We start from the raw sequence: 19,055 nt of genomic DNA, 5'->3' as shown, positions 1-19,055 counted from the left end.
TCCATGAAAGTCGCACCTGAGCGCTCACCATTCAGACTGGGGCTGACGGGCGGCATCGGCAGCGGCAAAAGCACGGTTGCAGCCAGGCTGCAGGCATGCGGCGCAACGCTGATCGATGCCGACCATATCTCGCGCAGCCTGACGGCAAGCGGCGGCATGGCCCTGCCCCTCATCGCTCAGGCTTTTGGTGTCGACCTGATCGACGCACAGGGCGCCCTCGACCGCGCCCGCATGCGCGAGCTGGTCTTCGCCGATCCGTCCGCGCGGCAACGCCTGGAAGCCATTCTCCACCCCCTGATCGCCGAGCAGACCCGCCGGCAGCATGAAGCGGCCGTAGTTGCAGGCAGCAAGCTCATCGTGCACGACATTCCGCTGCTGGTCGAGTCCGGACACTGGCGAACACGCCTGGATGGCGTGCTGGTCGTGGACTGCCGCGAGAGCACGCAGACAGAGCGCGTCATGGCGCGCAGCGCTCTCACTCGCGAGGCCGTGCAGGCCATCATCGACGCCCAGGCCACGCGCGCCCAGCGTCTGGCCACGGCCGACTGGGTCATCTATAACGATGACGAGGTCACAATCGAAACTCTCCACGCATATACCGATCAAATCGCTGCATGGTTCGGGCTATGATGCAAGCCATGGCTTGGCCTGTGCGTGTGATCGCCGCATGTGCACGTTGACCGCTGATTCCTGTGCACCCCGAGGAGCCCAGCAAACGTGATCCTGTACGAATATCCTTTTAACGAGCGTCTGAGAACTTATCTGCGCCTTGAGCAGCTGTATCGCCGTCTGCGCGAGCTGCTGACCCGCGCGCATTCGGTCGATCATCATTTCGCCCTGATCACCATCTTCGAGATCATGGATGTGGCCTCGCGCAGCGATCTGCGGGCCGACGTCATCAAGGATCTGGAGCGCCAGAAGCACCTGCTGGACGTGTTGCGCGACAACCCCGATATTTCCCAGCACATGCTGCACCAGGTGGCGCGCCAGGTGGAGAGCTGCTTTGCCACCATCAATGCACAGACCGGCAAAACCGGCCAGGCGCTGACCGAGAACGAATGGCTGATGTCCATACGCAGCCGTGTGGGCATACCCGGCGGCACCTGCAGCTTTGACCTGCCGGCCTATCACGCCTGGCAGAATCTCGATCCGCGCTACCGCCAGCGCGATCTCGAAGACTGGGCCGGCGAGCTGACCCCGCTGGGTCAGGCGCTTGAGCTGATCCTGCAGCTGCTGCGCGAAACCGGCATTCCCCAGCGCGTGGTGGCCGAGCAAGGCGTGTTCCAGCAGGCCATGCCGGCTGGCCGCAGCTTCCAGCTGCTGCGCCTGCGCATAGACCCACATCTGAATCTGGTGCCGGAGATCAGCGGCAACCGCCTGCTGGTGTCGGTGCGCCTGCTCAAGCTGGCCCATGGCAGCAAGCCCCAGCCCTGCAATGACGACGCCACTTTCGAGCTCACGCTCTGCGCATAAGTCACCGGCAGTCTTCTCGTCCCGATTGAGCCGCACATTGCGGCTCAATGGCTTTCAGGGTCGACCACCCGTGTTTTCCAGCTGTGATACATCTACGCCATGAGCACTGACAAGCAATCCCCCACCATGGTGAAATGCCCGACCTGCGGCGGCCCCAGCGTTTTTTTGCCCAGCAACAAATTCCGCCCCTTCTGCAGCGAGCGTTGCCGCAATATCGACCTGGGCGCCTGGGGCAATGAAGAGTTCCGCGTTCCGGCTCAGACGCCTCCCGAAGATGCACCGTTTGGCGATCCACGCACAGAAAACTAAGAACGCCTCAAAAACAGGAGCAACTTGCGCCTTATATTTCCCGATTTCAGCTTGGCTACCCAAGTAAATCCAGAATCATCAGGCGCAAGGCACTCTCCATTCAAGAGCTTACTGCCTCACTCCACGGGCTGCTGCGCCTCGTAATGGCTTTGATCAAAGACCAGGCCGCGCTCCTCGCTCAGCCATTGCAGCACGGGATAGGCGCCGGGCAGGACGGGGTGCACATCGAGCGGCAGCTGCTGCCAGGCCATCTGCTGGCCCTCGCGCATCTCGAACTCGCCCGTCCATTCCGTCACCTTGCACCAGTGCAGACGCACCAGTGCATGCGGGTAGTCATGCTCGGTCACCTTCCAGGCATGGGCCTGGCCAATGGTCACACCCAGCTCTTCGATCAGCTCGCGGCGCAAGGCCTGCTCCACGCTCTCGCCGGCTTCCAGCTTGCCACCAGGAAACTCCCAGTAGCCCGCATACGGCTTGCCTGCGGGGCGGCTTGAAATCAGCAGCGCCCCATCGGATTCGCGCAACAGCACGCCCACGGCCACTTCCGTGTGCTTGCGCTGCGCCTGTGTTTCAGCAGTCACTTCCACAAAACTCTTTCTTCATTCCAGGTCTGCTTCTTCAGCCAGACCGTCCACATCTTCAATGCGCTTCTTGACCGTCACGGGGCGCTCGTTGCGGCCCGCATAGTCGCGCGCGAACTGGTGGGCCACACGGCCGCTGCGCGAGCCGCGCTCCAGCGCCCAGACCAGGGCTTCGGGCCTGGCCGCCTCGATGGTGGCCTGGTCCATGCCCAGCGCAGACAGCCACTGCGCCACCACGCGCAGATACTCGTCCTGACTGAAGGGGTAGAAGCTCACCCAGAGGCCGAAGCGCTCTGACAGGGAGATTTTCTCCTCCACCACCTCGCCGGGATGGATCTCGCCGTTCTCGCTTTTTTGCTGCGCCAGGTTGTCCGTCATGTACTCGGGCAGCAGATGGCGGCGATTGCTGGTGGCATAGACAAGCACATTGGGCGTGGCCGCGGAAACCGAGCCATCCAGCATGGACTTCATGGCCTTGTAGCCGGGCTCGCCCTCTTCAAAGCTCAGGTCATCGCAATAGATGATGAATTTCTCGCTCCGGCCGGCAACCACATCGACGATGTCGGGAAGATCGGTCAGATCAGCCTTGTCCACCTCGATCAGACGCAGGCCCTGGGGCGCATAGCTGTGCAGACAGGCGCGGATCAGCGAGGACTTGCCCGTGCCGCGCGCGCCCGTCAGCAGCACGTTGTTGGCCGTGCGACCGCTGACGAACTGCTCGGTATTGCGGGCAATCTTTTCCTTTTGCACATCGATGTTCTGCAGATCGGACAACTGCATGGCGCCCACATGGCGCACCGGCTCCAGCACGCCGCAGCCGTTCGCGCGCTTGCGGTAGCGCCAGGCAATCGCCGCATTCCAATCGGCGGGCGCCTGCAGGGGCTGGGGCAGCACGGACTCGATGCGCTGCATCAATTGCTCGGCACGCTCGACCAAGCGCTCCAAAGGATTCATCACATCTTGCACGACCAAATCTCCATATTTTTATAGCTTCTTGCGTCAGCCCAATGTTGATTTCAGATTGAAAAGCAATCGAAAATCAATACGGGCGAACGTAGGCAGCTCCTTAAATTGCAGCAAACGCAGTCGCCAACGAGGCATAAGCTGGCGCGGCCCAAGCCAGAGATACCGAGCAAGAGCCGCCTCGCAGCGAAGGTATCGTCCCCCTCCCGATGCAACGCATCGAGAGAGGGGGAAGGCGCGTTGCCCAGGCGGGACCGCCCAGGCAACGCGCCTCAGGGGGTGCTCAATTACGACCGGTAATCCGCATTGATCGTCACATATTCGTGACTCAGATCGCAGGTCCATACCGTCTGCGCGGCATCGCCACGACCCAGCACCACGCGCACCAGGATCTCCTGCTGCTTCATCACGCGCTGGCCGTCTTCTTCCTTGTAGGAAGGGTTGCGGCCGCCGTCGACCACCACATGCACATCGTCCAGGAACAGATCGATCTTGGTCTGATCCAGATCGGCAATGCCGGCATAGCCTACAGCAGCCAGGATGCGACCCAGGTTGGGGTCGGAAGCAAAAAAGGCCGTCTTGACCAGGGGAGAGTGGGCAATGGAGTAAGCGACCAGACGGCACTCCTCCTCATTCTTGCCGCCCTCGACCTTGACGCTGATGAACTTGGTGGCGCCCTCGCCATCGCGAACAATGGCCTGCGCGAGTTTTTGCGCCACTTCCAGCAATGCGGCCTTGAGCTGCTCGCCTTCGGCGCTGGAGAGCTCCTTGATCTGGGCGTTGCCTGCCTTGTGGGTGGCGATCAGCACGAACGAGTCATTGGTGGAGGTGTCGCCATCAATGGTCACGCGGTTGAAGGAGCCGTCGGCCAGCTCCTTGACCAGGGGCTGCAGCAACTCGGGTGCGATCGCCGCATCGGTAGCCAGAAAGCCCAGCATGGTCGCCATATTGGGGCGGATCATGCCCGCGCCCTTGCTGATGCCGGTGATGGAGACCGTCTTGCCGCCAATGCTGACGCTGCGGCTGAAAGCCTTGGGCAAGGTGTCGGTGGTCATGATGCCTTCGGCAGCACTGGCCCAGTTATCTTCCTTGGCGGCAGCGATGGCCTTGGGCATGCCCGCCACGATGCGGTCCACGGGCAGCTCTTCCATGATCACGCCGGTGGAAAAAGGCAGGATCTGGCCCGCGTTCAGATCCAGCTCCTTGGCCAGAGCCGCGCAGGTGGCACGGGCATTGGCCAGACCGGCTGCGCCGGTGCCGGCATTGGCATTACCGGTGTTGATGACCATGGCGCGGATGCCGGTACCGGCCGCCAGATGCTCGCGGCAGATCTGCACGGGAGCTGCGCAGAAACGGTTCTGGGTGAAGACGCCCGCCACCGAGGCGCCTGCGTCGAGCAGGAACACCGTCAGGTCCTTGCGATTGGCCTTGCGCACGCCGGCTTCGGTAACACCAATGCGAACGCCATTGATCGCCAGCAGATCAGCGGCGACGGGAGCGGAAAGATTCACGGACATTTCTGTATGTTCCTAGAAAAGTAGAAGACACCCCCTGAGCCGCTGCGCGGCTTCCCCCTCTCTCGCCTGGCGGGAGGGGGACGACATCCTCGCTGCGGGGCGGCCCTTGCTCGATGTCTCTCGCCTGGAGCACGCCACTGATTTACAGTCCGCGGGGCAAGTTCGGACTGCAAGCAAAACGTTCCCCATTATCGGAACAAACGGAGGCCTGATCGGACTTGCCGGATTTTGTTGCGCAAAAAGCTGAGTCCCAATGCAAACACGGGCCAAAGCCCGTGTTGTAAATGCAGCTTGAGACGCCCAAGCCAGAGCCGCCTCACGGCGGGGCCGTGAGTCCCCCTTGGGGCAAGGCGCAAAGCGCCTCAGGGGGTCAGGACAGCTTGCCGTGGCAAAGCTTGAACTTCTTGCCGCTGCCGCAAGGGCAAGGGTCGTTGCGGCCCACATGCACGCCCTCGGGCATGGCCAGAGGCTCGGCCAGCATCACGTCGTCTTCGATGCTCATGCCTTCGGTCTCCGAGGGCGAGGCATAGCTCATGTGCTCCAGGCTCTGCGCGCCGCGCTCGTTCATGGCGACGGCGGCTTCGTCCATCTCTTCGCGCGAGCGGACCTGGACCGTCATCAGCACGCGGGTGACTTCGGTCTTGACCTGATCGATCAGTTGGCGGAACAGCTCGAAAGCCTCGCGCTTGTATTCCTGCTTGGGCTGCTTCTGGGCATAGCCGCGCAGGTGAATGCCCTGGCGCAGATAGTCCAGCGCGGCCAGGTGGTCACGCCAGTTGGTGTCGAAGCTCTGCAGCAGCACGGCACGCTGGAATTGCGTGAAGTTTTCCTGGCCGATCAGGGCCACCTTGGCGTCGAACAGATCGTGGGCCGCCTTGACGACCTTTTCCAGAATGTCTTCGTCGGTGATGGATTCCGAGCCCGCCACGTCCTGCTGCAAGGAAAGATCGATCTGCCATTCGCTGGCCAGCGCCTTCTCCAGGCCGGGCACATCCCACTGCTCTTCCATGGAATCGGCCGGCACGTACTGACGCACCAGATCGGTGATCACGTCCTCGCGCATGGCGGCCAGCATGCCGCCCAGATCGGTCGAGTCCAGAATGTCGTTGCGCTGCTGGTAGATCACCTTGCGCTGGTCGTTCGCCACATCGTCATATTCGAGCAGCTGCTTGCGCATGTCGAAGTTGCGGGCTTCGACCTTGCGCTGTGCAGACTCGATGGAGCGGGTCACGATGCCGGCCTCGATGGCTTCGCCTTCGGGCATCTTCAGGCGGTCCATGATGGCCTTGACGCGATCGCCCGCGAAGATGCGCATCAGCTGGTCATCCAGGCTCAGATAGAAGCGCGAGGAACCGGGGTCGCCCTGGCGGCCCGAGCGGCCACGCAGCTGGTTGTCGATACGGCGCGACTCATGACGCTCGGTGGCGATGATGCGCAGGCCGCCCAGCGCCACGATCTTGTCGTGGGCCACTTGCCAGTCGGCACGCAGCTGCTCGATCTGCTGGTTGCGCTCGGTCTCGCTCAGCGCCTCGTTGCTCTCGATGGCCTTGAGCTGCTTGTCGATATTGCCGCCCAGCACGATGTCGGTACCACGGCCGGCCATATTGGTGGCGATGGTGATCATGCCTTCGCTGCCCGCCTGGGCAATGATGTCGGCCTCACGCTCATGCTGCTTGGCGTTGAGCACCTGATGGGGCAGCTTTTCGCGGGTCAGCAGCTGGTCGATGATTTCGGAGTTCTCGATCGAGGTCGTGCCGACCAGCACGGGCTGGCCGCGCTCGTAGCACTCGCGGATATCCTTGATCGCCGCGTCGTACTTTTCCTTGGTGGTCTTGTAGACGCGATCGAGCTGGTCCTGGCGCTTGCTGGGCTTGTTGGGCGGCACCACCACGGTCTCCAGGCCATAGATTTCCTGGAATTCGTAGGCCTCGGTGTCGGCCGTACCGGTCATGCCCGACAGCTTCTTGTAGAGACGGAAGTAGTTCTGGAAGGTGATCGAGGCCATGGTCTGGTTCTCGGCCTGGATGGCCACACCTTCCTTGGCTTCCACGGCCTGGTGCAGACCATCGCTCCAGCGGCGGCCAGCCATCAGACGGCCGGTGAACTCGTCCACGATCACGATTTCGTCGTTCTGCACCACATAGTGCTGGTCGCGGAAATACAGCTGGTTGGCACGCAGCGCGGCGTACAGATGATGCACCAGAGAGATATTGGACGGGTCGTACAGGGACGAGCCTTCGGCGATCAGGCCGGCATGGGCCAGCAGGCGCTCGGCCGCTTCATAGCCTTGATCAGTCAGGTAGACCTGATGGGATTTCTCATCAACCGTGAAATCGCCGGGCTTGGTCACGCCTTCGCCCGTACGGGGATCGGCTTCACCCTCCTGGCGCACCAGATTCGGCACGATCTGGTTCATGGCCACGTACATGGCCGTGTGATCTTCGGCCGGGCCGGAGATGATCAACGGAGTGCGCGCCTCGTCGATCAGGATGGAGTCCACCTCGTCGACGATGGCGTAGTTCAGCACGCGCTGCACGCGGTCGCCGGGCTCGTACACCATGTTGTCACGCAGGTAGTCGAAGCCGTATTCGTTGTTCGTGCCGTAGGTGATGTCGGAGTTGTATGCCTGCTGCTTTTGTTCGCGCGACAGATTGGGCAGGTTGATGCCCACCGACAGGCCGAGGAAGTTGTAGAGGCGGGCCATGGTCGTGGCATCGCGGTTGGCCAGGTAATCGTTGACGGTCACGACATGCACGCCCTCGCCCGACAGGGCATTGAGGTACACGGGCAGCGTCGCGGTCAGCGTCTTGCCTTCGCCGGTGCGCATTTCGGCAATCTTGCCGTAATGCAGCGCCATGGCGCCCAGCATCTGTACGTCGAAGTGACGCATCTTCATGACGCGCTTGGAGCCTTCACGCACTACGGCAAAGGCTTCAGGCAACAACTCGTCCAGCGCCTCGCCCTTGGCAACGCGGTCCTTGAACTCCTGCGTCTTGGCGCGCAATGCCTCATCGCTGAGCTTTTCGTACTCAGGCTCCATCGCATTGATGCGAGCGACTGTTTTACGGTATTGCTTGAGCAACCGGTCATTGCGGCTGCCGAACAGTTTGGTGAGGAAATTGGTGGCCATGCGTGCGAAGGCACATTGCTTTTTTGCCTGTTGCGCAAAGCAATGTGTCCAGAATCCCTTGATTGTTGGTCTTCAGATGGGGCCGTCCCTGCGGCAGTCAAGAGCCACACCCGAAATGGGTGAAAAAACCTCCTGACGCACCCCAAACTGGGACAGGACCAAAAAATGATTCTAACCGCGCAAGCCTGCCTTGGCTTTTCGCTACTCCAGAGCACGTATGGGATTGCACTGCGCGCGCAAATAGCCGGCACTGCGGCATTCATTCCCGGCTGAGCTAAGCTCGGGCTTAGCCCCTGCCCAACTGTTTGCCGCTCGCATGACCATTGTTCGCCGCCATCACGCCGTAACTGCCATCAATGCCATGGAGTCTTCTCCCACATTGGCGCGCCTGGCAGCACTGACTCAGGACTCCAGCAACCGGCTCAAAGCCGTTTTACCCCTGGTTCCGCCCATGCTGCGCGCCAGCTTGCAGGCCGGCCCCATTGATGAGGGCGGCTGGTGCCTGATTGTGAAAAACAACGCTGCTGCGGCCAAAGTGCGCCAATTGCTGCCGGCCATGGCGGCTCATCTGCGCACCAAAGGCTGGACTGTCAACAGCATCCGCATCAAAGTTCAGGCCTGACAAGACCTTTTTAGAGTCAGAAAAACAAAAAAGGCCTCCGAAGAGACCTATTTGTTTGGTGCCGGTTGTCGGATTCGAACTGACGACCTACCGCTTACAAGGCGGGTGCTCTACCAACTGAGCTAAACCGGCGAAGACTGAATTCTAACGTAGAAATTCAGCCCCAAAAGAAGAATCCTGAAATTTCCCGATCTACCGGCAAAAACGCTGACCGGACTACTTCACACGCTTGAGCGCCGGACGACCACCTGCGGGTGGCGGTGTACGAGGAGCGTCATCTTCGCCGCAAGCTTCTGCTTCCGCCTTGACAGGAACCAGTTGCACCACACGCTCGGCCGAGGACTCCTCATCCGACTCCATCTCGGGCTCGGCATCTTCCATCGATGGTGCATCGCCATCCTCGGGGACTTCGTCCTCCTCGGGCGGGAAGGCCATGCCCTGGCCGGTCTCGCGGGCATAGATGGCCATGACGTTCGCCACAGGCACCATGATTTCCCGTGGCTGGCCGCCAAAGCGTGCCTTGAATTCAACATACTCATTGCCGATCAGCAGGCCGCTGGTCGCGTCATAGCTGATGTTGAGCACGATTTGACCATCACGCACGAACTCCATGGGCACCTGGGTGCTGCGGTCCACGCGCACGGCAATATGCGGCGTCAAACCATTGTCGGTACACCATTCAAACAATGCCCGCAGCAGATACGGGCGGGTTGAAGTCGTTTCAGGGGCTGTCATCTCATTTCCTGACGAATCAAATCCAGAAGATTGCAAAGACAAAAAAGCGGGCAGATGAAGGAAAGCCCTTCAACATGCCCGCTCTGCGCTCATGTGCAATTACTTGCGCATGACCTTTTCAGAGGGAGTCAGTGCTTCAATGTAAGCGGGGCGCGAGAAAATGCGCTCGGCATACTTGAGCAGAGGGGCAGCATTCTTGGACAGCTCGATGCCGTAATAGTCCAGGCGCCACAGCAGGGGAGCAATCGCCACATCCAGCATGGAGAAGTTCTCGCCCATGATGTACTTGTTCTTCAGGAAGATGGGCGCCATCTGGGTCAGGCGGTCACGGATATGGGCACGAGCCTTCTCCAGAGCCTTTTCGTTGCCCTTGACGTTGCGCTCTTCCAGAGCGCTCACGTGCACGAACAGCTCCTTTTCGAAGTTCAGCAGGAACAGGCGCACACGGGCACGGTCCACAGGGTCACCAGGCATCAGCTGGGGATGGGGAAAGCGCTCATCGATGTACTCGTTGATGATGTTGGACTCGTACAGAATCAGGTCGCGCTCGACCAGGATTGGCACTTGACCATAGGGGTTCATCACGGCGATTTCTTCGGGCTTGCTGAACAAGTCCACATCGCGGATCTCGAAATCCATGCCTTTTTCAAACAGCACAAAGCGGCAGCGGTGTGAGAAGGGGCAAGTCGTTCCCGAATAAAGCACCATCATGGTGGAGACTCCTAAAAATCAAAAAGAGTGGGTTGCCCACGGCACCCCACTCTGCACTAACACGGTTTGGCTGCAGACAACTTCTGCACGGCGGCAAAGCCTATTTCACGTCTTTCCAGAACGCGGCATTCAGGCGCCAAGCGATAAAGATGAAGAAGGCCAGGAAAATCAACACGCCCACCCCGATACGGGTTCGGGTGTTCTGAGCCGGCTCCCCCATCCATTGCAGGTAATTCACCAGATCGCCAACTGCCTGATCGTACTGCACTGCGCTCATCTTGCCAGGAGACACCTGCTCCCAACCCTTGAAGACCTGGGTCTTAGTTCCATGGTCGTCATGCTCTTCGAAGATGGCGCGACGCTCACCCTGCAGCTCCCACAGCGCATGCGGCATGCCTACGCTGGGAAAGGCGAGATTATTCCAGCCCGTGGCCTTGGTGTCATCCCTGTAGAAAGTACGCAAGAAGGTATACAGGTAATCAGCTCCCGAGCCGCCCGAGCCGGCACGCGAGCGCGCAATCACGGTCAGGTCGGGAGGGTTGGCACCGAACCACTCCTTGGCTTCCTTGGGATTGATGGCTGCCTTCATGGTCTCACCCACCTTGTCGGTGCTGAACAGCAGATTGTCCTTGATGTCCTGATCGGTCAGGCCGATGTCCTTCAAGCGATTGAAACGCATGAAGGCAGCGGAGTGGCAGCTCAGGCAGTAATTGACAAAGATCTTGGCACCATTTTGCAGGGATGCCGTATTGCTGGTGTTGACCGGCGCCTTGTCCCAGTGGATGCCGCCTTCGGAGGCTTGCGCAGCACCGGCGATACCCAGGGCTGCAACCAGGGTCAGAATCAGTTTCTTCATTCTTGTTCTCTCCTGCTTCAGTGAGGCTTGAAGGTGACACGCTCGGGCACGGGCTTGGTTTCACCCAAGCGGCTCCACCAGGGCATGAGCAGGAAGAAGCCGAAGTAGAACAGCGTGCCGACCTGCGACACCTTCTCGCCCACCGGCGACGGAGGCTGCACCCCCAGATAGGCCAGGACGACGAAGTTCACCACAAACACTGCATACACATATTTGTGCCAGCTGGGACGATAGCGGATCGACTTGACCGGGCTGCAATCGAGCCAGGGCAGGGCAAACAGGATGATGACCGCACCACCCATGACGACCACGCCCCAGAACTTGGCATCGATGGACAGCATCATGGCGATGGCACCCAGAGCCACGATGGCGACGGCGCCCTTGGCAAAACCGGGCAGGCGCGACTTGAGAATGCCGTAGCCGGCACCCAGCACCACGCAGGCGATCAGCACATACATCATCTCGCTGGTGATGGCACGCAGCATCGAATAGAAGGGCGTGAAATACCAGACAGGGGCAATGTGATTGGGCGTCTTGAGCGGGTCGGCCGGGATGAAGTTGTTGTACTCCAGGAAGTAGCCGCCGAACTCGGGCGCAAAGAACACCACGGCCGAGAACAGGAACAGGAACACCGTCACGCCAAAGATGTCATGCACCGTGTAGTAGGGATGGAAGGGAACGCCATCCAGAGGGCGGCCTTTTTCATCCTTGGGCGCATTCGGGCCCTTGATCTCAATACCATCGGGATTGTTGGAGCCCACGTCGTGCAGCGCCAGCAAATGCGCGACGACCAGACCCAGCAGCACCAGAGGCACGGCGATCACGTGGAAGCTGAAGAAGCGGTTCAGAGTCGCATCGCCCACCACATAGTCGCCACGGATCAGCAGAGCCAGATCGGGACCGACAAAGGGGATGGCGGAGAACAGGTTCACGATCACCTGAGCGCCCCAGTACGACATCTGGCCCCAGGGCAGCAGATAGCCCATAAAGGCTTCGGCCATCAGCACCAGGAAGATGGCGCAGCCGAAGATCCAGACCAGTTCACGTGGTTTGCGGTAAGAACCATACAGAAGACCGCGGAACATATGCAGATAGACCACCACAAAGAACGCCGAGGCGCCTGTGGAGTGCATGTAGCGGATCAGCCAGCCCCAGGGCACATCACGCATGATGTATTCCACGGAAGCAAACGCCTTTTCGGCATCGGGCTTGTAGTGCATCACCAGGAAGATGCCGGTGACGATCTGGATCACCAGCACCAGCAGCGCCAGCGAGCCGAAGATGTACCAGAAGTTGAAGTTCTTGGGAGCGTAGTACTCCGACATATGGACGCGGTACGCATCGAATGCCGTCGGAAACCGGTTCTCCAGCCAGTTCATGGCCTTCGCTCCGGTCGTGGAGTTCGGGTCGATTTGCTTGAATTCGTGGGCCATTGTTCTTGTCTCCCTCAGGCTGCCTTGGTGTCTTCACCAATCAGCAGCTTGGTGTCGGACAGATACATATGTGGCGGCACTTGCAGGTTGTCCGGAGCTGGCTTGTTCTTGAACACCCGGCCGGCCATGTCAAAGGTGGAGCCATGGCATGGGCACAGGAAACCGCCCTTCCAGTCTGCAGGCAGCGAAGGCTGAGGCCCGGCGACGAACTTGTCGGTGGGAGAGCAGCCCAGATGCGTGCAGATGCCCACGACCACCAGGATTTCAGGCTTGATGGAGCGCGCTTCATTGCGCGCATAGGGAGGAGTGAACTCTTCGGGATGACGCGCCGAGCCTGGGTCTGCCAGTTCGCCATCGAGGCCTGGCAAGTCCTTGAGCTGCTCGGGTGTGCGCTTGATGATCCACACCGGCTTGCCACGCCACTCGACGGTGAGCTTCTCACCATCCTTGAGATTGGAGATATCCACCTCTACCGCAGCACCTGCTGCTTTGGCTTTTTCAGAAGGCTGGAAGGAGCTCACAAAAGGGACGGCCGTTGCCACACCGCCCACGGCACCAGCACATGCTGACGTGATGATCCACGTGCGCTTGCTGGAGTCGACTGGAGAGTCACTCATGGATTTCCTCGAAGTACATCGCTTGATTTGGGGTCAACTGCAAATTCTAGCGGCGGGGTTATGGTTATTCCAGCCCCAGTCCGACGTTGACAACGGCCAAAGTCACGCAATACTGCGCTATCTCAAACTCTTAGTGACTGGAACTGCTTATGGGCATGATGCAAGAATTCCGCGAGTTCGCAATCAAGGGAAACGTCATGGATCTTGCCGTGGGCGTGATCATCGGCGGCGCGTTCGGGAAAATCGTTGATTCCGTGGTCAACGACCTCATCATGCCTCTGGTGGGCCTGTTCTTTGGCAAGCTGGATTTTTCCAACCTGTTCGTCGTTCTGGGCACCATGCCCGAAGGAGTTCCTCGTACTCTGGATGCACTGAAAAAAGCCGGCATTCCTGTATTTGCCTACGGCAACTTCATCACGGTTGCAGTGAATTTCGTGATTCTGGCCTTCATCATTTTCATGATGGTCAAGCAGATCAACCGCCTCAAGCGCGAGGCACCTGCGGCACCGGAGCAAGCACCCGCTACGCCTGAAGACATTCAGCTGCTGCGCGAGATCCGCGACAGCCTCAATCGCAAGGCCTGAGATCCTTCAAATCCGATGACTGAAAGCCTGCCGGCACCGGCAGGCTTTTTTCATGGGTGCGAATGCCGTGCACGCCTCCGGGCGGCCACCGCGCGATCTGCCGCGGAGAAACCCCGTCAAATAGCCAGACTGCGGGCCATGTGCACGGCTTCGAGCAGGCTGGCCTCGTCGGCCACGCCCAGGCCGGCAATGTCAAAGGCCGTGCCATGGTCGGGACTGGTGCGTACCAGCGGCAAACCCAGGGTCACGTTGACGCCTTTTTCCACACCCAAATATTTGACTGGGATCAACCCTTGGTCGTGGTACATCGCCAACACCGCATCGAATTCACCCGGGTGATCTGGCGTATTTCGCGCCCGCATGAAGACCGTGTCCGGCGCAAACGGCCCCTGCACATCCATGCCTTCAGCCTGCGCTGCCGCGATCGCCGGGGCAATGATCTCGATTTCCTCACGACCGAAGATGCCGCCCTCGCCCGCATGCGGATTGAGCCCGGCCACGGCAATGCGCGGCGCGCGTCCCAGGCTTCTGCTCAGCGCCTGATGCGTGATGCGCAAGGTCTGCAGGATCTGCGGCCCGGTCACGGCCTCGATGGCCTCGCGCAGCGAGACATGGATGCTGACCAGCACGGTGCGCAGCTCGTCGTTCGCCAGCATCATGCGCACCGGCATCTGTTCCAGCGAAACGCCCGCATGGGCAGCCGCCTCGGCCTGCAGAAGTTCCGTGTGCCCGGGGAAAGTCACGCCTGCCAGATGCAGCGCCTCCTTGTGCAAGGGTGCCGTGACCAGGGCGGCAATCTCGCCACGCAAAGCCGCTTGCGCGGCCCAGACCACACATTGCGCCGCGGCCTGCCCGGCAGCTGCGCAAATCTGGCCATAGGGCTGGGGCCCCGCCAGCCCCGGCAGGTTCAGCAGCGCGACAGCACCTTCCGGAACAGACCAGGCTTCGCCCGGCTCATCGATCACCACCACGGGCTGGGCGATGGCCTGGTCGCCGTCGGCGGCCCGCGCTGCCAGCGCAGTCGCACGGCGCAGAGTCTGCAACTCGCCCACTACAAAGCAGCCGCGCATGGCCTGCGGTGCAGCCCGAAAAGCCTTGGCGATGATTTCAGGCCCTATGCCTGCACAGTCGCCCTGGGTGATGGCAATGGTTTGGGTTGAAGCAATGACGGACATAGGCATCAGAGTCGCCGCAAGCTCCTCTGTTCCCAAGTGCTTGCAGCCATCAAAAGTGAGAAACGAAGGTCCAGGTCCGGATCAGGCCGGGTTGTCGATATCGATGAAGCAGTGCTCCAGCCCGCACTCCCGGGCTACATGGGCTGCCACGGCAGGCGCGCCGTAGCGCTCGGTGGCGTGATGGCCGGCAGCGATAAAGCTCACGCCCATCTCTCGCGCCAGATGCATCTGGGGCTCGGAGATCTCGCCGGTGATATAGGCATCGGCGCCGGCGGCAATCGCGGACTCGAAAAAGCCCTGCGCCCCTCCGGTGCACCAGGCCAGCTTGCGGATCGGCTGGTGCTCCTGCACACCGGCCAGCGTCACCTTGCGCCCCAGCACGCCTTGCACATGCTGGGCCAGAGCAGTGGCATCGGCAAAGTCCACATCGGCCAGCCAGCCCAGATTCTGATCGCCGAATGCGCCCTGTCCCTGCACGCCGAGCCTGGCACCCAGTTGCGCGTTGTTGCCCAGTTCGGCATGGGCATCCAGCGGCAGGTGATAGGCAAACAGATTGATGTCATGTGCCAGCAGCAGGCGGATGCGCTCCTTGAGCCAGCCCGTGATCCGACCATCCATGCCGCGCCAGAACAGACCGTGGTGCACGAAGATGGCATCGGCCCCTGCCTCGATCGCAGCTTCGATCAGGGCGCGACTGGCCGTAACGCCGCTGACGATGCGACGAATCTCGCTCTTGCCTTCGACCTGCAGGCCGTTGGGTCCGTAGTCCTTGAAACGTTCGGGCTGCAGCAAGGCATCGAAGGCCTGCAACATGTCTTGGCGGGTGGTCATCATGCCCATGATTGTCGCACCCTGATTGTTTCAAAGTAAGGAGCATCTATCGCATGCTGAACAATCATTTCAACACTAAAAATTGCTGAAAATGTTTAACAGCATGCGACAGCAGCTATGCTTTTCAAGTGAAAAGACTTTGATACTGATCACGCAGCAGGTTTTTCTGCACCTTGCCCATGGCATTGCGCGGCAGCTCCGCCACGACAAAGCAGCGCTTGGGAATCTTGAAGTTGGCGAGCTGCGCTTTCAGCTGCGCGACGATCGCCTCGCTACCGGGCGAATGCCCCGGCCTGGCGACAACCACCGCCACGCCCACCTCGCCGAAATCCGGGTGCGGCACCCCGACCAGAGCGCTCTCGGCCACACCGGGCATGTCGTTGATAAAGCCTTCGATCTCCGCCGGATAAACGTTGTAGCCACCGCTGATGATCAGATCCTTGCTGCGACCCACGATGGTGATATAGCCGCGCTCATCCACCTTGCCGACGTCTCCGGTCCTGAACCAGCCGTCTGCAGTGAACTCCTGCGCCGTTTTTTCAGGCATGCGCCAATAACCTTTGAAGATATTGGGTCCGCTGACCTCGATGGCACCGACTTCGCCCGTGGGCAGCGGCTGGCCGCTGTCGCCCGCCACGCGTACTCCCACACCGGGCAGCGCAAAGCCCACGGTGCCGCCGCGGCGCTCGTCCTGCCCGCCGTGGCGCGCATCGGGACCGTAGGGATTGGAGGTAAGCATGATGGTCTCGCTCATGCCATAGCGCTCGAGAATGGTGTGGCCGGTGCGCTGGCGCCACTCGCCAAAGGTTTCGATGAGCAGCGGTGCCGAGCCCGAGATGAACAGCCGCATCCGGCTGGCCGCCGCCCTGGTCAGCGTCGGCTCGGCCAGCATGCGCACATACAGCGTGGGCACGCCCATGAACACGGTGGCGCGCGGCATGGCCGCGATCACGGCCCTGGCATCAAATTTCGCCATCCAGATGATCTTGCTGCCATTGATCAGCGCGCCATGGATGGCGACGAACAGCCCGTGCGCATGAAAGATCGGCAAGGCGTGGATCAGCACGTCGCCGCCCTGCTCGCGCGTGCGCCAGCCCCAGTACTGTCTGAGCATGAGCGCGTTCGAGAGCAAGTTGCCATGCGATAGCATCGCCCCCTTGCTGCGACCCGTGGTGCCGCTGGTGTAGAGAATGGCGGCCAGATCGTCGGCCTGGCGCGGCAGGGGCACATGCACGTCGTCGAAGCGCAGCGCCTGCTCCAGCAGGCTGCCGTCCTGCGCTTCGCCCAGCGTAAAGACATGCTGCGTGCCGCAGGCCGCGGCCACCTTTGCCAACCAGTGCGCATTGCCGGGCGTGCACACCACCACGGCGGGCTCGGCATTGCCGATGAAATATTCGATCTCGGCGCTCTGGTAGGCGGTATTGAGCGGCAGGAACACATGGCCCGCCCGCAATGTGGCCAGGTACAGCATCAGCGCCTCGACCGACTTTTCCACCTGCACCGCAATACGGCTGCCGACGGGCAGACCGAGCGAAGCCAGCCAATTCGCCATGCGCGCACTCATGCGGTCTAGGTCGCGCCAGGTATACAGCAACGGCTCGCCCGCCGACACCTGGGGCGAGACGGCCTCGATGGCGACCTCGTCCAGATCGACCGGAAAAGCGGCACGCAGCGCGCTGAACATATTGTTATCAGACATACGAAGAACTCTCTGTGGAAGAAACCGGTTCATTGCGCGACCATGGCCCGCTCGGCAATGGCTTTTTGCTTCTTGCCATCGGCCTGGGCCCAGGTTTCAAACTCCTGGGGCGATGCCGAGGGATAGGCCACAACGCCCTGCTTTTCAAGCTTGGCCTTGACTTCCGGGTCGCTCAAGGCCTGGCGGCTGGCCTCGAACAGCTTTTGCGTGATCTCCCTGGGCAACTTGGCCGGCCCATACAGGCCGAACCAGAGCGTGAAGTCCGCCCCGTCGATGCCGGACTCCTGCATGGCCGGCAGATCGGGAAACAGCTGTGAGCGCTGGGCCGTGGTCACGGCCAAGATGCGCAGCTTGCCGCCAGCGGCCATCGGCATCACCGAGGGCGGCGTCCCGAAGGTCATGTCCACGTCACCCGCGCCCACGGCCTGGATCGAAGGCGCGCCACCCTTGAACGGCACATGCAGCATGTCGATGCCGGCGGCATGCGCAAACGACGCACCGGCCAGATGCGTGACCACTCCGGTGCCGGACGAGGAATACGTCAGCTTGCCGGGATGCTTGCGGGCCTGCTCGATCAGTCCGGCCACCGTTTTCTCGGGAAAGTCCTTTTTCACCGCAAGCAGCATCGGCGAATCGCTCCAGCGCATGATGGGCGTGAAGCTCCTGACGCCGTCATAGCGCGCACTCTTGTAAAGAATCTGGTCCGTGCCATACAGATTGGCTGAGCCCAGCAGCAAGGTGTAGCCGTCGGCTGGCGCCCGCGCCACCAGGTCCGACGCAATCGTCGTGCCTGCGCCGGGGCGGTTGTCCACCAGCACCGACTGATTCAACACCCGCCCCAGTTTTTCACTGACGATGCGCGCCACCGCGTCGGCGCCACCGCCGGGCGGAAAGCCCACCATCAGCGTGATGGGCCGCGACGGATAGCTGTCTGCCAGCACCAGCGCGCTGGCGCTCAGCAGGCAGGCCGATACCAATGCTTTCTTGAACATGCTTGTCTCCTTGGTGGAAGGTATGGATGTTTTTCGGCGGCAAGCCGGTGCTAGCAACCCCTGAAGAGAGGCGTGCGCTTTTCGCGCCAGGCCAGGCCGCCCTCGCGCAGATCCTCGGACTCCACCGAGCGCTGCACTTCGCGCGCAATCGCCTCTGGATCATGGCGACCGCAGGCAATCAGGTTCAGGTGTTTTTTCATGCCAAACAAGGCCAAGGGCGCCATCGCTCCCAGCGTCCCGGCCAGACTCGCCACGGTCTCTTCAAGCTCCGTTTGTGCCACCAGATGCGTCAGGAAGCCGCAGGCCTTCATCTGCTCGGCATCCAGGCGCTCGCAGCTCAGAAACAGGCGCTTGGCGGTATCGAGCCCCAGACGGCTGACATAGCGCTCCAACCCCGAGGCATAGAAATGCAGGCCCAGTCTTGCGGCGGGCATGAACATGTCCGCCGCCATCGAACCCACGCGAAAGTCGCAAGCCAGTGCCAGATCAGTTGCGCCGCCGTATACGCCCCCTTGAATGGCGGCAATGGTCACCGCGCGGCACTGCTCAACCACGTCCACCATCTCTCCGAAGCTGCTGCCCTGACTCTGGCTGTTTTCGATTTGTGATATATCGTAGCCACTGCAGAAATACCTGCCTTCGCTACGCAACACCAGCACCCGTACATCCTCCCTCTGATTGACGCATGCTATGCATTCAATGAGTACCGGCAAATCATCGGGCGCCAGACGGTTCGCCACCGTGGGACGCTGGAGTGTGATGGTTGCCATACAGTCCTGGAAATCCAGTCTTGGGTTCATGCGTATCAGAAATATGAATAGATATAT

The 19,055-nt window shown here is 60.9% G+C and carries 19 protein-coding genes and 1 tRNA gene; 5 read left to right on the top strand and 15 right to left on the bottom strand.

From position 1 onward, the window contains the following. Positions 1 to 3: 3 nt before the first annotated feature. The 3 genes from coaE to NOX35_RS04550 all read left to right on the top strand — a co-directional run bounded on the left by coaE (position 4) and on the right by NOX35_RS04550 (position 1,782). The gene (coaE, locus tag NOX35_RS04560) at positions 4 to 630 is read left to right on the top strand and encodes a dephospho-CoA kinase (RefSeq protein WP_182285738.1); all 627 of its coding nucleotides are present in this window, start codon (positions 4 to 6) and stop codon (positions 628 to 630) included. Positions 631 to 717: 87 nt separating this feature from the next. After that, positions 718 to 1,473: a cell division protein ZapD gene (gene zapD, locus NOX35_RS04555; RefSeq protein WP_046461085.1), complete on the top strand. Its 756-nt coding sequence runs from the start codon at positions 718 to 720 to the stop codon at positions 1,471 to 1,473. Between the two features lie 99 nt (positions 1,474 to 1,572). Beyond that, the gene (locus tag NOX35_RS04550; RefSeq protein ID WP_034357520.1) at positions 1,573 to 1,782 is read left to right on the top strand and encodes a DNA gyrase inhibitor YacG; all 210 of its coding nucleotides are present in this window, start codon (positions 1,573 to 1,575) and stop codon (positions 1,780 to 1,782) included. A 116-nt stretch (positions 1,783 to 1,898) separates the two neighbouring features. On the opposite strand, the gene NOX35_RS04545 is transcribed toward NOX35_RS04550, so the two are convergent. The 4 genes from NOX35_RS04545 to secA all read right to left on the bottom strand — a co-directional run bounded on the left by NOX35_RS04545 (position 1,899) and on the right by secA (position 7,973). Further along, positions 1,899 to 2,369 carry an NUDIX domain-containing protein gene (locus NOX35_RS04545; RefSeq protein ID WP_149354961.1) on the bottom strand — a complete coding sequence of 157 codons (471 nt, stop codon included), beginning with the start codon at positions 2,367 to 2,369 and terminating at the stop codon, positions 1,899 to 1,901. Positions 2,370 to 2,381: 12 nt separating this feature from the next. Continuing rightward, positions 2,382 to 3,317 carry an ATP-binding protein gene (locus tag NOX35_RS04540; protein WP_182285737.1) on the bottom strand — a complete coding sequence of 312 codons (936 nt, stop codon included), beginning with the start codon at positions 3,315 to 3,317 and terminating at the stop codon, positions 2,382 to 2,384. A 296-nt stretch (positions 3,318 to 3,613) separates the two neighbouring features. Then, positions 3,614 to 4,843: a bifunctional glutamate N-acetyltransferase/amino-acid acetyltransferase ArgJ gene (gene argJ, locus NOX35_RS04535; RefSeq protein WP_182285736.1), complete on the bottom strand. Its 1,230-nt coding sequence runs from the start codon at positions 4,841 to 4,843 to the stop codon at positions 3,614 to 3,616. A 370-nt stretch (positions 4,844 to 5,213) separates the two neighbouring features. Next, the gene (secA, locus tag NOX35_RS04530; protein ID WP_256495875.1) at positions 5,214 to 7,973 is read right to left on the bottom strand and encodes a preprotein translocase subunit SecA; all 2,760 of its coding nucleotides are present in this window, start codon (positions 7,971 to 7,973) and stop codon (positions 5,214 to 5,216) included. 316 nt (positions 7,974 to 8,289) lie between these two features. Between secA and NOX35_RS04525 the strand changes: the two genes are divergently transcribed. Continuing rightward, a complete protein-coding gene (locus NOX35_RS04525; RefSeq protein WP_256495873.1) occupies positions 8,290 to 8,595 on the top strand; it encodes a hypothetical protein in 306 nt (101 codons plus the stop codon). A 56-nt stretch (positions 8,596 to 8,651) separates the two neighbouring features. Here NOX35_RS04525 and NOX35_RS04520 read toward each other — a convergent pair. The 6 genes from NOX35_RS04520 to petA all read right to left on the bottom strand — a co-directional run bounded on the left by NOX35_RS04520 (position 8,652) and on the right by petA (position 12,947). Next, positions 8,652 to 8,727: transfer RNA gene (locus NOX35_RS04520), tRNA-Thr, on the bottom strand. Between the two features lie 84 nt (positions 8,728 to 8,811). Further along, entirely contained in the window at positions 8,812 to 9,330 is a 519-nt protein-coding gene (locus NOX35_RS04515; protein ID WP_256495872.1) for a ClpXP protease specificity-enhancing factor, read from the bottom strand. Between the two features lie 99 nt (positions 9,331 to 9,429). Then, positions 9,430 to 10,041 carry a glutathione S-transferase N-terminal domain-containing protein gene (locus NOX35_RS04510; protein ID WP_003058564.1) on the bottom strand — a complete coding sequence of 204 codons (612 nt, stop codon included), beginning with the start codon at positions 10,039 to 10,041 and terminating at the stop codon, positions 9,430 to 9,432. A gap of 100 nt (positions 10,042 to 10,141) precedes the next feature. Further along, positions 10,142 to 10,897, bottom strand: coding sequence for a cytochrome c1 (locus NOX35_RS04505; RefSeq protein ID WP_256495871.1), 756 nt, complete (start codon positions 10,895 to 10,897; stop codon positions 10,142 to 10,144). Positions 10,898 to 10,914: 17 nt separating this feature from the next. After that, complete coding sequence (locus NOX35_RS04500; protein WP_003062172.1) at positions 10,915 to 12,330, bottom strand: cytochrome bc complex cytochrome b subunit; 1,416 nt, start codon at positions 12,328 to 12,330, stop codon at positions 10,915 to 10,917. Positions 12,331 to 12,344: 14 nt separating this feature from the next. Next, positions 12,345 to 12,947, bottom strand: a complete 603-nt coding sequence (gene petA, locus NOX35_RS04495) for a ubiquinol-cytochrome c reductase iron-sulfur subunit (RefSeq protein WP_182285732.1) — start codon at positions 12,945 to 12,947, stop codon at positions 12,345 to 12,347. A 149-nt stretch (positions 12,948 to 13,096) separates the two neighbouring features. On the opposite strand from petA, the gene mscL reads away from it, so the two are divergent. Then, the gene (gene mscL / locus NOX35_RS04490; protein ID WP_003058572.1) at positions 13,097 to 13,531 is read left to right on the top strand and encodes a large conductance mechanosensitive channel protein MscL; all 435 of its coding nucleotides are present in this window, start codon (positions 13,097 to 13,099) and stop codon (positions 13,529 to 13,531) included. Between the two features lie 116 nt (positions 13,532 to 13,647). Here mscL and pdxA read toward each other — a convergent pair whose 3' ends face one another. From pdxA to NOX35_RS04465, 5 genes are all read right to left on the bottom strand, one after another. Beyond that, positions 13,648 to 14,706: a 4-hydroxythreonine-4-phosphate dehydrogenase PdxA gene (pdxA, locus tag NOX35_RS04485; protein ID WP_182287101.1), complete on the bottom strand. Its 1,059-nt coding sequence runs from the start codon at positions 14,704 to 14,706 to the stop codon at positions 13,648 to 13,650. An 81-nt stretch (positions 14,707 to 14,787) separates the two neighbouring features. Continuing rightward, on the bottom strand, positions 14,788 to 15,546 hold the full coding sequence (locus NOX35_RS04480; RefSeq protein WP_256495870.1) for a Nif3-like dinuclear metal center hexameric protein: 759 nt from the start codon (positions 15,544 to 15,546) through the stop codon (positions 14,788 to 14,790). Between the two features lie 115 nt (positions 15,547 to 15,661). Then, entirely contained in the window at positions 15,662 to 17,236 is a 1,575-nt protein-coding gene (locus NOX35_RS04475; RefSeq protein WP_256495869.1) for a malonyl-CoA synthase, read from the bottom strand. 29 nt (positions 17,237 to 17,265) lie between these two features. Continuing rightward, positions 17,266 to 18,228 carry a tripartite tricarboxylate transporter substrate binding protein gene (locus tag NOX35_RS04470; RefSeq protein ID WP_256495868.1) on the bottom strand — a complete coding sequence of 321 codons (963 nt, stop codon included), beginning with the start codon at positions 18,226 to 18,228 and terminating at the stop codon, positions 17,266 to 17,268. A 50-nt stretch (positions 18,229 to 18,278) separates the two neighbouring features. Next, positions 18,279 to 19,028, bottom strand: a complete 750-nt coding sequence (locus NOX35_RS04465) for an enoyl-CoA hydratase/isomerase family protein (RefSeq protein WP_256495867.1) — start codon at positions 19,026 to 19,028, stop codon at positions 18,279 to 18,281. Between the last annotated feature and the right edge of the window lie 27 nt (positions 19,029 to 19,055).

Source organism: Comamonas sp. C11 (assembly GCF_024496285.1).
Taxonomy (GTDB): Bacteria; Pseudomonadota; Gammaproteobacteria; order Burkholderiales; family Burkholderiaceae_C; genus Comamonas; species Comamonas testosteroni_F.
Note: the sequence above shows the minus strand (reverse complement) of the source record. Positions and strands in the feature narration are given on the sequence as shown.